At 35.1% G+C, this 14,203-nt stretch carries 15 protein-coding genes; all 15 read left to right on the top strand.

Annotated elements, in window-relative coordinates; genetic code table 11:
- Positions 1-46 precede the first annotated feature (46 nt).
- The 15 genes from LC095_RS11405 (at position 47) to LC095_RS11475 (ending at position 14,189) form a co-directional block, all read left to right on the top strand.
- Positions 47-268: a flagellar FlbD family protein gene (locus LC095_RS11405; RefSeq protein ID WP_226528291.1), complete on the top strand. Its 222-nt coding sequence runs from the start codon at positions 47-49 to the stop codon at positions 266-268.
- Positions 261-689, top strand: coding sequence for a flagellar basal body-associated protein FliL (fliL, locus tag LC095_RS11410; RefSeq protein ID WP_226528292.1), 429 nt, complete (start codon positions 261-263; stop codon positions 687-689). The genes LC095_RS11405 and fliL overlap by 8 nt, the downstream gene beginning before the upstream one ends.
- A 33-nt stretch (positions 690-722) precedes the next feature.
- Positions 723-1,721: a flagellar motor switch protein FliM gene (gene fliM / locus LC095_RS11415; RefSeq protein ID WP_226528293.1), complete on the top strand. Its 999-nt coding sequence runs from the start codon at positions 723-725 to the stop codon at positions 1,719-1,721.
- A complete protein-coding gene (gene fliY, locus LC095_RS11420; protein ID WP_226528294.1) occupies positions 1,711-2,964 on the top strand; it encodes a flagellar motor switch phosphatase FliY in 1,254 nt (417 codons plus the stop codon). The genes fliM and fliY overlap by 11 nt, the downstream gene beginning before the upstream one ends.
- A 24-nt stretch (positions 2,965-2,988) precedes the next feature.
- Positions 2,989-3,351, top strand: coding sequence for a response regulator (locus LC095_RS11425; RefSeq protein WP_226528295.1), 363 nt, complete (start codon positions 2,989-2,991; stop codon positions 3,349-3,351).
- A gap of 37 nt (positions 3,352-3,388) precedes the next feature.
- Entirely contained in the window at positions 3,389-4,075 is a 687-nt protein-coding gene (locus LC095_RS11430; RefSeq protein WP_226528296.1) for a flagellar biosynthetic protein FliO, read from the top strand.
- A complete protein-coding gene (gene fliP / locus LC095_RS11435; protein WP_226528297.1) occupies positions 4,068-4,733 on the top strand; it encodes a flagellar type III secretion system pore protein FliP in 666 nt (221 codons plus the stop codon). The genes LC095_RS11430 and fliP overlap by 8 nt, the downstream gene beginning before the upstream one ends.
- Before the next feature lie 14 nt (positions 4,734-4,747).
- A complete protein-coding gene (gene fliQ / locus LC095_RS11440; RefSeq protein WP_026559338.1) occupies positions 4,748-5,017 on the top strand; it encodes a flagellar biosynthesis protein FliQ in 270 nt (89 codons plus the stop codon).
- A 1-nt stretch (position 5,018) separates the two neighbouring features.
- Positions 5,019-5,810: a flagellar biosynthetic protein FliR gene (gene fliR, locus LC095_RS11445; RefSeq protein ID WP_226528298.1), complete on the top strand. Its 792-nt coding sequence runs from the start codon at positions 5,019-5,021 to the stop codon at positions 5,808-5,810.
- A complete protein-coding gene (gene flhB, locus LC095_RS11450; protein ID WP_226528383.1) occupies positions 5,797-6,879 on the top strand; it encodes a flagellar biosynthesis protein FlhB in 1,083 nt (360 codons plus the stop codon). Before fliR ends, flhB begins: the two co-directional genes overlap by 14 nt.
- Before the next feature lie 55 nt (positions 6,880-6,934).
- Complete coding sequence (gene flhA, locus LC095_RS11455; RefSeq protein WP_226528299.1) at positions 6,935-8,971, top strand: flagellar biosynthesis protein FlhA; 2,037 nt, start codon at positions 6,935-6,937, stop codon at positions 8,969-8,971.
- Complete coding sequence (gene flhF, locus LC095_RS11460) at positions 8,968-10,122, top strand: flagellar biosynthesis protein FlhF (RefSeq protein WP_226528300.1); 1,155 nt, start codon at positions 8,968-8,970, stop codon at positions 10,120-10,122. Before flhA ends, flhF begins: the two co-directional genes overlap by 4 nt.
- Before the next feature lie 5 nt (positions 10,123-10,127).
- Positions 10,128-10,994 carry a MinD/ParA family protein gene (locus LC095_RS11465; RefSeq protein WP_226528301.1) on the top strand — a complete coding sequence of 289 codons (867 nt, stop codon included), beginning with the start codon at positions 10,128-10,130 and terminating at the stop codon, positions 10,992-10,994.
- Positions 10,995-10,999: 5 nt separating this feature from the next.
- Complete coding sequence (locus LC095_RS11470; RefSeq protein ID WP_226528302.1) at positions 11,000-12,085, top strand: protein-glutamate methylesterase/protein-glutamine glutaminase; 1,086 nt, start codon at positions 11,000-11,002, stop codon at positions 12,083-12,085.
- 79 nt (positions 12,086-12,164) lie between these two features.
- Positions 12,165-14,189: a chemotaxis protein CheA gene (locus LC095_RS11475; protein ID WP_226528303.1), complete on the top strand. Its 2,025-nt coding sequence runs from the start codon at positions 12,165-12,167 to the stop codon at positions 14,187-14,189.
- The last annotated feature ends 14 nt before the right edge of the window (positions 14,190-14,203 follow it).

The following is a 14,203-nucleotide window of genomic DNA, read 5'->3' on the forward strand; positions in this document are numbered from 1 at the left end:
GGGGAAGAGGCTAACACTTAGAACTTTTACGTTAGTCTCTCTAAATATGATTCAATTAACAAGGTTGAATGGAAAGCCATTTACATTAAATGCTTTATACATTGAAGTGATTGAGTCATTTCCTGATACAACCATAACCTTAACGAATGGCCATAAATATGTTGTAAGAGAACCTCAGCATGAGGTGACTATGAAAATTTCTTCCTTTTATCGGGATATCAATGTTTTGTCTTTGAGAAAAGACACGGAGGTTTTTGGTGATGAATAAGAAGCTTTTAACCATTATGCTGGTTATTTTAGGGTCTATTACATTAATTGGTGTTACAGCACTAGTCGTCGTTACTAAATTTTTAGGAAATGAAGATGAGCATAAAGAACCTTCAATAGAAGAAGTTGTTGAGGCAACTGTCGATATACCCGAAATAACCACAAATTTATCCAGTGGTAATATTGTGCGCATTTCATTTAAAATTGAGACTGATTCAAAAAAAGCAAAAGAAGAATTAACACAGCGATCATTCCAAACACAAGATATTATTATATCTGAGTTAGCTAATATGGAGGCTACACAATTAGAAGGAACTGAAGGAATGAATAAGCTCAAAGAGTCCATATCCCAAAAAATTAATGCATTAATGCAAGAAGGCAAGGTCAAAAAGGTTTATACCACATCCTATATCCTTCAATAATTGAACATTAAAACAAAATAGGAGGTGAAAACTTTGGCAGGTGATATTTTATCACAAAGTGAAATTGACGCCTTGCTATCCGCCATTTCAACTGGTGAGATGGATGCAGATGAATTAAAAAAAGAAGAGTCGAGTAAAAAAGTAAAGGTTTATGATTTTAAACGGGCTTTACGTTTTTCAAAGGATCAGATTCGAAGCTTAACAAGAATTCATGAAAACTTTGCTAGACTTTTAACTACTTATTTTTCAGCTCAATTACGCACATATGTACAGATTACAGTTGGATCTGTTGACCAATTGCCATATGAGGAATTTATCCGTTCCATTCCTAAAATGACGGTTTTAAATATTTTTGAAGTAGCTCCATTAGAAGGTAGAGTACTTATGGAAGTTAATCCTAATATAGCATACGCTATGATGGATCGAATTATGGGTGGAATCGGAGCGAGTGTTAACAAAATAGAAAGTCTAACAGAAATTGAAACGAAAATTATTTCAAATATTTTTGAGAAATCATTAGATAATTATCAAGAGGCATGGGAGTCATTAATTGAAATTGAACCGAGTATGTTGGAATTTGAAGTTAACCCACAGTTTTTACAAATGGTATCCCCTAATGAAACGGTTGTCGTAATTTCCTTGAATATTCAAGTGGGAGAAACAAGCGGTATGATAAACCTTTGTATTCCGCACGTTGTTTTAGAACCTATCATTCCGAAGTTATCTGTACATTATTGGATGCAGTCTGACAGAAAAGAGCCAAAGCAACATGAGATAGATGCATTAAAAAAGCAAATTAATCTTGCAGATCTAACAATTGCAGCTGAGCTTGGAACATCAGATATATCAATACAAGACTTTCTTCAATTACAACTTGGTGATGTCATTCAATTAGATTGCACCATCGACCAGCCATTGGTGGTTAAAATAGGTGATAAGCCAAAGTTTACAGGACAACCTGGAAAAATGAACAAAAAATTAGCGGTTCAAATTATTGACCACTTATCGAGAGGTGACGAAGATGGTGAGTAATGATATGTTATCGCAGGATGAAATCGATGCATTATTAAAAGGGTCAAGTATTGATGAAGAAGAACATCCTGTAGAGACAGAAGTACGTTTAAATAATGAAGATTATTTTGACGCAATGGAAGAAGATGCAATTGGTGAAATAGGAAATATTTCATTTGGAAGCTCAGCAACAGCTTTATCAACTCTTTTACAACAAAAAGTGGAAATTACAACACCAAGCGTGTCAATCATCCACAAAAATAAATTAGGTGAACAATTTCAACATCCTTATGTTGCAATAGAAGTGAATTATACAGAAGGATTTTCAGGAAGTAACTTATTGGTTATTAAGCAAAGCGATGCAGCTATCATTGCAGATTTAATGATCGGTGGAGACGGAACAAATCCTGATGAAATGTTGGGAGAAATTCAAGTCAGTGCTGTTCAGGAAGCAATGAACCAAATGATGGGTTCTGCCGCTACATCGATGTCAACCATATTTAATAAAAAGGTAGACATCTCTCCGCCAAGTGTAGAACTTCTAGATGCAAATGAAACGGAAGATGCAAATACAATACCTAATGAGGAATTATTTGTGCAGGTATCTTTCAGGTTAAAGATTGGAACATTAATTGATTCAAATATCATGCAATTATTGCCTTTGCATTTTGCGAAAGATCTTATAGATCAATTAATTAATCCGAAGCAGGAGGCTGCTGCTACTGCCGAAGCAATAAAAGAGGTTCAGGAGCCACAAGCAGTAACACATGCACCAATACCTGAGATGACACATTCATATCAAAATGATGCTCAACCTGTATATGAGCAACAAATGCAGCAACAACAGCCAAGTTTTGATAACCCTACGTACCAGCAACAAACCGGACAACCAATGTACGAATCTGTTCCCGGGCAGCGTATTCAACAAAGACCGCAGCCTTCAATTAATGTAAAACCTGCTGAATTTGCATCTTTTGAGCAAGTTTCGTATCAACAGCAGGGAATGCAAAACCTGGATATGCTGTTAGACATCCCATTAAAGGTAACAGTGGAATTAGGCAGGACAAAACGTTCCGTAAAAGAAATTCTCGAATTATCTTCAGGGTCTATCATTGAATTAGATAAACTTGCTGGAGAACATGTCGATATACTAGTTAACAATAAGATTGTTGCAAAAGGGGAAGTTGTTGTTATTGATGAGAACTTTGGTGTCCGTGTAACAGATATTATTAGTCAATCAGAACGATTAAACAAACTAAAATAAAATTGTAAAGTAGGAGTGGGGAAAATGGCACACAAAATTATGATAGTAGACGATGCAGCTTTTATGAGAATGATGATTAAAGATATCTTAACGAAAAATGGGTACGAAGTAGTAGCTGAAGCAGCTGACGGTGCACAAGCTGTAGAAAAATACAAAGAACATCAACCAGATTTAGTAACGATGGATATCACTATGCCTGAAATGGATGGAATTGCAGCATTAAAAGAAATTAAAAAAATCAACAGTCATGCTAAAGTTATTATGTGCTCGGCAATGGGGCAACAAGCAATGGTTATTGATGCGATTCAAGCAGGTGCTAAAGACTTTATTGTGAAACCTTTCCAGGCAGATCGTGTTTTAGAGGCTATTGGAAAAACTTTAAGTTAAAGGTGGAGAGACTTTGCTTCATAGAAAAACCCTCATATTGACGGTAATAGCTCTTATCTTTTTTGCTCCGCAACCTACAGCGATTGTAGTTGCGGAGGACTCACAAAATGAAAGTGTATATGAAAATATAAATAAGCAAGAGCAAGAAAATAATCTAAATCAATTAAATGAAAACCCGGGAAAACAAGATCAAGTGCAACAATATGAAGAAACCGAAGTACAGGGGGATGCACTTTCAATTACAGCATGGGATTTTATGAAGATGATTTTTGCTTTAGGATTTATTATCTTTCTTATCTATGTTTTATTGAAGTTTGTCACCAAGAGAAATCGTGTTTTTCAGCAAGGGCAAACTATTGTGAATTTAGGTGGAACAAATCTAGGGCAAAATAAATCAGTCCAAATGGTAAAAGTCGGAAAACGCGTGTTAGTTGTTGGAGTTGGCGAGTCGATTACTTTGTTAAAGGAAATTGAGGATGAGCAGGAAAGTAAGAGCATTATTGAAGACTTTGAGAAAAAACAAGAAACGGTCATTGATTCAAAAGATATTTTTCAAAAATTAGCTTCAACAATTGTTCAGCAATCAAAGGGGAAGAAAACCATTTCAACCTCTAATACACCAGTTTTTTCAACAAAATTAAATGAACAATTACAAAAAATAAAGGAAGAACGAACAAAACAGTTTGATGATATTAAAAGAAAGGGTCTAAAGAAGAATGAATGAGTTTATGGAGTTTTTTAATAATAGTAATCCGGAAGATGTCAGTACTTCTGTAAAGCTTCTATTATTATTAACGGTATTATCGATTGCACCCAGTATTTTAATATTGATGACTTGTTTTACAAGAATTATTATTGTTTTGTCATTTGTTCGTACTTCACTTGCAACACAATCAATGCCACCGAATCAAGTGTTAATTGGTATAGCTATGTTTCTAACATTTTTCATAATGGCACCTACCTTTTCTCAAGTAAATGAACAGGCGTTAACGCCTCTTTTTAATGAGGAGATAGGTCTGGAAGAAGCTTATGAAAGAGCTGCAAATCCTTTTAAAGAGTTTATGAGCAAACACACCAGACAAAAAGACTTAGCTTTATTTTTAAATTATGCTGGTATAGACAATCCTAAGTCCATAGAAGACATCCCATTAACTGCTCTTGTTCCTGCCTTTGCAATAAGTGAAATAAAAACTGCCTTTCAAATCGGTTTTATGATTTTTATTCCGTTTTTAGTCATTGATATGGTAGTTGCAAGTATCCTGATGTCCATGGGAATGATGATGTTACCACCAGTTATGATTTCTCTTCCTTTTAAGATTCTCCTATTTGTATTAGTAGATGGATGGTATTTAATTGTGAAGTCATTGTTACAAAGTTTTTAGAAGGGTGTGAATGAATGAGTTCCGAGTTTGTTATTTCATTAGCTGAAAAAGCCGTTTATACTGTACTGATCATTTGTGGACCTCTTTTGTTAGTAGCATTAGTCATTGGACTTATTGTAAGTATTTTTCAAGCTACAACGCAAATTCAAGAACAAACACTGGCATTTATCCCAAAGATCGTCGCCGTATTAGTAGGCTTAATATTTTTTGGACCCTGGATGTTGTCTACTCTTATATCTTATGCACAAGATATCTTTGGAAATTTAAATAGGTTTGTAGGATAAAATGGTAACTTTACTGGAAAATTATCCTGCATTTCTTCTGATTTTTATGAGGGTTACGGCCTTTTTTGTAACAATGCCTTTTTTCTCTTATCGAAATATTCCTAATACACATAAAATTGGTTTCTCTTTCTTTTTAGCATGGATCATGTTCTTTTCTATAAACCCGCCGACTATTGAAGTTGATGGTCAGTATTTCATGCTTATTTTAAAAGAGGTATTGCTTGGCCTTGCGATTGGATTTTCAGCATATTTTATCCTTGCAGCAGTTCAAATTGCCGGCAGCTTTATCGATTTTCAAATGGGATTTGCTATAGCGAATGTTATTGATCCCCAAACAGGAGCACAAAGCCCGCTAATAGGTCAATTTTTGTACACTTTTGCATTGTTATTACTTATTACAACAAACGCACATCACCTTTTATTAGATGGTATATATTACAGCTATCAATTTGTGCCAATAAATCAACCTTTTCTTCCTATGGGTAATGAAAATATTATTGAGTTTATTATCACTTCATTTAATTCAATGTTTATCATTGCTTTTCAAATGTCAATTCCTGTGGTAGGATCGCTTTTTTTAGTAGATATAGCTTTAGGAATTGTCGCAAGAACTGTTCCTCAATTGAATATTTTTGTTGTTGGTTTGCCTTTGAAGATTATTGTTAGTTTTATCATGCTCATTTTAACAATGAGCGCCTTATTTTTGTTAATGTCACAATTATTTGAGACGATGACGTATACAATGCGTGGTCTAATGGAGTTGTTCGGAGGTGGAGGCAATCAACCTACTTAGATTAGATTTGCAGTTTTTTTCTGGAGAAAAGACCGAGAAAGCTACTCCCCGAAAAAAACAAGATGCAAGAAAAAAAGGTCAGGTAGCTAAAAGTGCAGATGTAAATACGGCACTTTCACTTCTTACTGTTTTTTTATCGTTTTTATTCATTGGCGCTTTCATGAGAGATCGTATACTTATTATGCTAAGAGGTATATTCCAGGATTATTTATTAATTGATGTAACAACTCAAAATGTTCATGATGTATTTTTAACACTTGCTTATCAAGCAATTATGATTTTAGCACCGGTTATGGGAGTTGCTTTAGTTGCCGGGGTTTTAGCAAATTATTTACAAGTAGGTTTTTTATTTTCAACTGAAGCTATTCAGATGAAGTTAAATAAATTGGATCCAATCCAAGGTTTTAAACGAATCTATTCAATACGTGCGTTAGTTGAACTGGTTAAATCGTTATTAAAAATCTCCTTTGTTGGAGTTGTAACATTTTCTGTTTTATGGCTTGAACTTGATAATGTATTGAGATTGTCACAAATGACTGTTGAACAGTCACTACAATTTATCGGGTCATTAACTATTAAGATGGGGCTATCTGCATCGATTGCTCTACTATTATTATCATTGCTCGATTATATGTATCAGAAATATGACTATGAAAAAAACCTAAGAATGTCTAAGCAAGACATTAAGGATGAATATAAAAAATCTGAAGGTGACCCGCTCATAAAATCAAAAATAAAGCAAAGGCAGCGTGAAATGGCGATGAGAAGGATGATGCAGGATGTTCCTACAGCAGATGTTGTCATCACCAATCCAACTCACTATGCTATTGCGTTAAAATATGATGAAACAAAAATGGATGCTCCATATGTTGTCGCTATGGGTGTAGACATGGTTGCACAAAAAATAAAAGAAATCGCAAAAGAGAACGACGTCATGATGGTAGAAAATCGCCCCCTTGCAAGAGCCCTTTATGCTCAGGTAGATATTGGACAAGCAATTCCTGATGAGTTTTTTCAGGCTGTTGCAGAGATTATCGCGTATGTATATCAAGCGAAATCTATTTCATAATAGTGGTTATTTCTACTAATTCAATAGATTGATTGGGTTTAAGGAGAGAAAAAACATGTCCGGAAAAGACTTATCTGTATTACTTAGTGTTATTTTAATTGTGGCAATGTTGATCATTCCGTTCCCGGGCTGGTTGTTAAGTTTTTTAATTATTATAAATATATCTCTTGCACTATTAGTAATTCTTACGTCAATGAATATGAATGAGCCATTGCAATTTTCAATCTTTCCCTCATTGATTCTTCTGTTGACTCTTTTTCGCTTAGGATTAAACGTGTCAACGACGAGAGCGATATTAGCAGAAGGTGATGCAGGGAAAGTGGTTGAGACTTTCGGGACGTTTGTTACCGGAGGAAATGTTTTGGTCGGGTTTGTTGTTTTTATTATTTTAATTGTTATTCAGTTTGTTGTTATTACAAAAGGTTCTGAGCGTGTTTCAGAAGTAGCTGCCCGTTTTACACTTGATGCGATGCCTGGTAAACAAATGAGCATTGATGCGGATTTAAATGCAGGGATGATTTCTGAGCAACAGGCTCGTGAAAGACGAGATAAAATCGCGAATGAAGCTGATTTCTACGGGGCAATGGATGGTGCCAGTAAATTCGTAAAAGGTGATGCGATCGCCGGTATTATCATGGTATTAATCAATATGTTATTTGGGATCATTATTGGCATGATGCAGCTTGGTATGTCGATTGCTGAGGCAGCCTCACATTTTACAATGCTGACAGTCGGTGATGGGATAGTCAGCCAAATTCCGGCATTATTAATATCCACTGCAACAGGAATTGTAGTAACACGTGCTGCATCCGAAGGAAATCTCGGTACAGATATTACAAAACAACTATTTGCTTATCCAAAAATGCTCTATGTTGCAGCAGGGACCATTTTTCTATTAGGTATTTTTACGCCAATAGGTATTCTATTAACACTGCCAATTGCAGCATTGCTCGCTATTGGCGGCTATATGATTACAAAATCTAAACAACAAAACGTGCCTGATGAAGAAGAAATTGAACAAGAAATAGAAATGGATGAAATGAAGAGTCCAGAGAGTGTAGTTAACCTGCTAAATATTGATCCAATTGAATTTGAGTTTGGATACGGCTTAATTCCTCTTGCTGATACAAATCAGGGTGGAGATCTACTTGATCGGGTAGTTATGATTAGAAGGCAGTTAGCTATTGAACTGGGTATTGTCATTCCAGTTGTAAGAATAAGAGATAACATTCAGTTACAACCTAATGAATATCGTTTGAAGATCAAGGGAAATGAATTGGCAAAGGGTGAAATCTTACTTGATCACTATTTAGCGATGGCTCCCGGAATAGAAGATGATTCAATTGAAGGAATTGATACAATAGAACCATCTTTTGGATTACCTGCAAAATGGATATCAGAAGAAGTAAAAGATACAGCTGAAATGTACGGTTACACAGTTGTTGATCCGCCATCTGTTGTATCAACACATATAACAGAAGTCATAAAACAACATGCGCATGAATTATTAGGCAGACAAGAAACTAAACAATTAATCGATCATTTAAAGGAAACCTATCCTATTTTAGTAGAAGAAGTTACACCCACTCCACTTGGTATTGGCGAGATTCAAAAAGTACTCGCTAAGTTATTACGTGAAAAAGTGTCTATAAGAAATTTACCGATTATTTTTGAAACATTAGCTGATTTTGGAAAAATGACTTCGGATACTGAGTTACTTGCGGAATATGTAAGACAAGCCTTAGCTAAGCAAATAACTGCACAATATGCTGAACAGGACCATATTCTGAAGGTCGTAACTTTATCGGGTAGAGTAGAAAAATTAATTGCAGATGGAGTACAACAAACCGAACATGGCAATTACTTATCGTTAAGTCCTGATGTTTCACAGTTAATTATAGAATCAGTAGCAAAGGAAGTTGAAATGTTATCACTCGAGCAGCAGACACCGATCATATTATGTTCTCCTGCTGTGAGAATGTATGTAAGACAATTAACAGATCGATATTTTCCACAAGTTCCTATTTTGTCTTACAATGAGCTGGAAGCAAATGTTGAAGTACAGAGTATTGGGGTTGTGAATGTAGAATGAAGGTAAAAAAGTATGTCGCAACATCTATGCAAGAAGCGATGAAAAAAATCCGAAGTGAAATGGGAAATGATGCAGTCATTTTAAACTCGAAAATGATTCAAACCGGAGGGTTTTTGGGGTTCTTCACTAAAAAGAAAATTGAAGTGATTGCTGCATTGGATCCGGATATTAGCCCAATTGAAACGAAGACTGTAAAAAATGTCAGAAAAGAAGCATCAAAACCTTTCATTAATGATAGTGGTTCAGATATAGCGCAACAAGTACAAACAAATTCACAAAGAAATATCGATCAATTACAACTAATAGATGAACTAAGTGATTTGAAAAGGTTGCTTAAGTCTGTTTCTACAAATGAAAGAATTGATATGTATCCTCAGCCTTTAAAAAAAATGCTGGAAAATATGATTGAACAGGAAATATCACCCGTACTAAGAAGTCAATTGATGGCAGAGCTTTTAGACTTTTGGTATGTCCGTAAAGGTGACATATCGGATGAAGAATTACTTAAAAAGCAACATGAGTTTTTTGCTCATCACCTGGCAGATCTTGATTTCGGGGGTATTTCTTACAAGCAAAAATACATTAATGTTATCGGTCCTACAGGAGTAGGGAAAACAACAACCCTTGCAAAACTAGCTGCTGAATGTGTTCTTCAAAGAAAGAAGAAAGTTGCTTTTATAACAACAGACACATACCGAATTGCAGCGATTGATCAACTAAAAACGTATGCGAAGATTCTGGATGTTCCAATTGAAATTTGTTATACGACTGAAGACTTTAAACAAGCTAAACAGAAATTAGCAATGTATGATTATGTTTTTATTGACACGGCAGGACGAAATTTTCTGGATCCAAAATATGTTTCTGATTTGCAGAAAATTATTGACTTTGACGATGAAATGGAAACATTTTTAGTTTTAGCCGCAACGGCAAAACCATCTGATATGCTTGCCGTATTTGAACAGTTTTCTGTTATTCCAATCCATAAGCTTATCTTTACAAAATTGGACGAAACATCAACAAGAGGATCACTTTTTGATGTCATGATAAACACGAAAAAAGGTATTGCATATACAACTCATGGACAAAATGTTCCGGATGATATCGAAGCGGCTACAAGAGACCGTATAGTCGAACAAATGTTGAGGTAAGGAAAATGTCATATGATCAAGCACAGCGTCTAAGAGAACGCTTGAAAAGTTTAAAAACAGAAGCAAAATCTGTTGCTGTTATGAGTGGAAAAGGTGGAGTGGGAAAGTCAAACTTTTCACTTAACTTTTCGTTAGCATTACAACAAGAAAAGAAACGAGTATTATTATTCGATTTAGATATCGGTATGGGAAATATCGATATCTTAATTGGCGAAAGTTCTGCATATTCAATTGTCGACTTCTTCAATCAGGATATGTTGCTTTCAGAAATTATTTCGTCCGGTCCAAATGGCCTGGATTATATTTCAGGTGGAACAGGGCTTGGTATGATTTTTTCAATGGATGAAGAAAAGTTTCAACGATTTCTTCAGCAACTTGGATTGTTATTTAAATTATACGATTATATTGTTTTCGATATGGGGGCCGGTATTTCAGAAGACAGCCTGCGTTTTTTATTATCTGTTGATGAAATTATCGTGATTACTACTCCTGAGCCTACTTCTATGACAGATGCGTACGCAGCAATAAAAAATGTTTGTGTAAATAATAGGACAATTCCATTCACTATTGTCGTAAATCGAGCTTTCAATAAGAAAGTCGGTGAAACTACGTATAAAAGATTAGAACAGACGATCAATCAATTCTTAAAACGAGAAGTCTCTCTACTTGGAACCATTCCTGATGACTCTACCATTATGAAGGCAGTGATCGATCAAAAACCTTTCATTCTTTTCCAGCCTGGTTGTCAGGCAAGCAAAGCATTAAAAATGATTTCAAAAAATTACTTGGAAAAGAAGAATACGATTGAAAAAATTCAAGAAGAAGCACCTTTTATTTCGAAATTAAAGCATTTCTTCATGAAAGGCAGGTAACATTAATGGGAAAAACAAGTGTCTTAGTTGTCGATGACTCAGCTTTTATGAGAAAGCTTATTTCTGATTTTCTTTCTGAACATGAACAAATTCAAGTGGTAGGGACAGCTAGAAATGGAGCGGATGCCTTAACTAAAATTGAACAGCTTAATCCGGATGTTGTTACTTTAGATGTTGAAATGCCTATCATGAATGGATTAGAAGCCTTGAAAATTATTATGAAAAAATGTCCAAGACCAGTGATCATGCTATCAAGTACGACAAAAGATGGGGCTGAAAATACGATTTTGTCATTGCAATATGGTGCTCTTGATTTTATTCCTAAGCCTTCAGGATCTATATCTTTAGACCTACATAAGGTCAAGGAAGAACTGAAAAATAAAGTTATTCTTGCGAAATCTGCAAATTTAAAGAAAGTAGACAATCAATTATTACAAAAACCTACAAGTTATAGTAAAATAGACTCAAAGACTAGCCAAAGTCCTGTTTCTTTCGACAAAGACAGATTGGGTCAATCGGTCGTTTGTATTGGGACCTCTACAGGAGGACCGAGAGCTTTGCAACATGTATTAACAAAATTACCACCAGATCTTAATGCACCAATTTTTATTGTTCAACATATGCCTCAAGGCTTTACACAGTCCCTGGCAAACCGGCTTCACACAATCTCTTCGATTGATGTAAAAGAAGCTGTCAATGGAGAAGTGGTAAAAAATGGAACGGCATATATAGCTCCTGGTGGATCACATATGAAAATTGTAAAATCAGGCACAGCATTAACAATAAAAATAGACCAATCAGACATAAGAAATGGTCATCGACCATCCGTTGATGTATTGTTTGAATCTGTAAGTGAACTAAACAATTATCGCAAAATTGCAGTCATTATGACAGGAATGGGCTCTGACGGTTCAGAAGGTTTAAGAAAGATGAAGTCAAAAGGAGTCGTAAAGGCTATATCTGAATCAGAAGAGACCTCTGTTGTCTACGGAATGCCTAAATCAGCTGTTGCAACAAATTTAGTTGATAGAGTTGCAAATGTAGAAGAAATTGCTGACGTCATTTTACATTTTCTTTCACCAACTTATTAATAAAATCTTATGTTTTGCTAAACAACAGTGTTCTCGCTGTTAATCCGATATTCAACTCGAAACTTAGGGGTGTTACCGTATGGAAATGAATCAATATTTGGAAGTATTTATTGAAGAAAGTAAGGAGCATTTACAATCATGTAATGAAAAATTACTAGAATTAGAGAAAAATCCTACGGATCTATCAATTGTAAATGAGATATTCAGGTCAGCCCATACATTAAAAGGTATGAGTGCCACAATGGGGTATGAAGATTTGGCTAACTTAACACATCAGATGGAAAACGTTCTAGACGCAATTAGAAATGAAAAGCTTACAGTAACAGCTGAGATTTTAGATGTTGTCTTTGCATCTGTCGATGACTTAGAAGAAATGGTGTTCTCAATTGCTGAAGGTGGAGACGGGAAAAAAGATGTTTCAAAAGTTGTCGAAATGTTAAAGCAAATTGAAAATGGTGAAACGGAAACAGCTGATACGAATACCGCAATAGCTCCGCAACATTTAATGCAGTCAATCGGATCTTATGATGATTATGAAAATGCCGTTATTCAACAATCAAAGGAGCAAGGCTTTGCTCCTTATGAATTAACTATTACATTAAGAACTGACTGTTTATTAAAGGCTGCAAGAGTATTTATGGTGTTTGAAATTTTAGAACAAGCTGGTGAGGTTATTAAATCTGTTCCATCAGTTGAGCTTTTAGAGGAAGAAAAATTTGACCATGAATTTACTGTAGCAATTGTTACAAAAGAATCTTCAGAAGATCTTAAAAACAAAGTAATGAAAGTGTCAGAAATTGAAGATGTTATTGTAAGACTAATTGATCTTGATCATGTCTTGACACCAGTTGTATCTGAACTAAGCACAGGAGAACAACATGAAACACCTGAAAAACAAGAAGTTGAACAGGTAAAAGAGGAAGTGAAAACAGCAACAAAACAGGTTGCTGCCACAAGTTCCAAAACAATCCGTGTCAATATTGAACGTTTAGATATCTTGATGAATCTTTTTGAAGAACTTGTTATTGACCGTGGGAGATTGGAGCAAATATCCAGGGATCTAAATAATTCAGAGCTTAATGAAACGGTAGAAAGAATGTCAAGGATTTCCGGTGATTTACAAAACATAATTTTAAATATGAGAATGGTTCCAGTTGAAACAGTATTCAACCGTTTCCCTAGAATGATTAGACAATTAGCGAAAGATTTAAATAAAAAAATTCATTTGGATATTGTTGGAGCTGAAACTGAACTGGACCGAACAGTAATTGATGAAATTGGAGACCCACTTGTTCACTTACTGCGAAATGCGATTGACCATGGAATCGAAATGCCAGAGGAACGTGTAAGAAACGGTAAGAGTGAGGAAGGCCATGTAGTTTTAAGTGCGTATCATAGTGGAAATCATGTCTTTATCGAAATTGAGGATGATGGGGCAGGTATTAATCGTGACCGTGTACTTAAAAAGGCATTGGATCGTGGTGTGGTGACAGAGCAGTTAGCTGCTACTTTAACGGATAAGCAAGTATATGAGCTGATTTTCTCATCTGGTTTTTCAACAGCTGACAAGATTTCAGATATATCGGGTCGGGGTGTTGGATTAGATGTAGTAAAGAGTACGATCGAATCTTTAGGTGGTACAGTTTCTGTTGATGCAAAAGAAGGTAAAGGATCATTATTTTCTATCCAGCTGCCACTGACATTGTCGATTATTTCAGTTATGTTAGTTGAATTACGTAATGAAAAATATGCTATTCCATTATCATCTATTATTGAAACGGCTGTAATTAAAAAAGAAGATATTCTACAAGCGCATAATCAAAAGGTTATTGATTTTAGAGGTAAAATTGTACCATTAGTCTTTTTGTCCGAAATCTTTGAAGTTCCTTATGCAATTGAAAATGATGATTTTGTTTCATTAATTATTGTCCGTAAAGGAGAAAAAATGGCTGCATTAGTCGTTGATTCTTTCATTGGACAGCAGGAAATTGTATTGAAATCGTTAGGGAATTATTTGAATTCTGTTTTTGCTATTTCGGGAGCGACTATTTTAGGAGATGGTCAAGTCGCATTAATTGTTGATTGTAATGCTCTAATTAAATAATTAACTAATCTCAA

The sequence above is a fragment of the Metabacillus niabensis genome (assembly GCF_020524345.1).
GTDB classification, from domain to species: Bacteria; Bacillota; Bacilli; order Bacillales; family Bacillaceae; genus Metabacillus; species Metabacillus niabensis_B.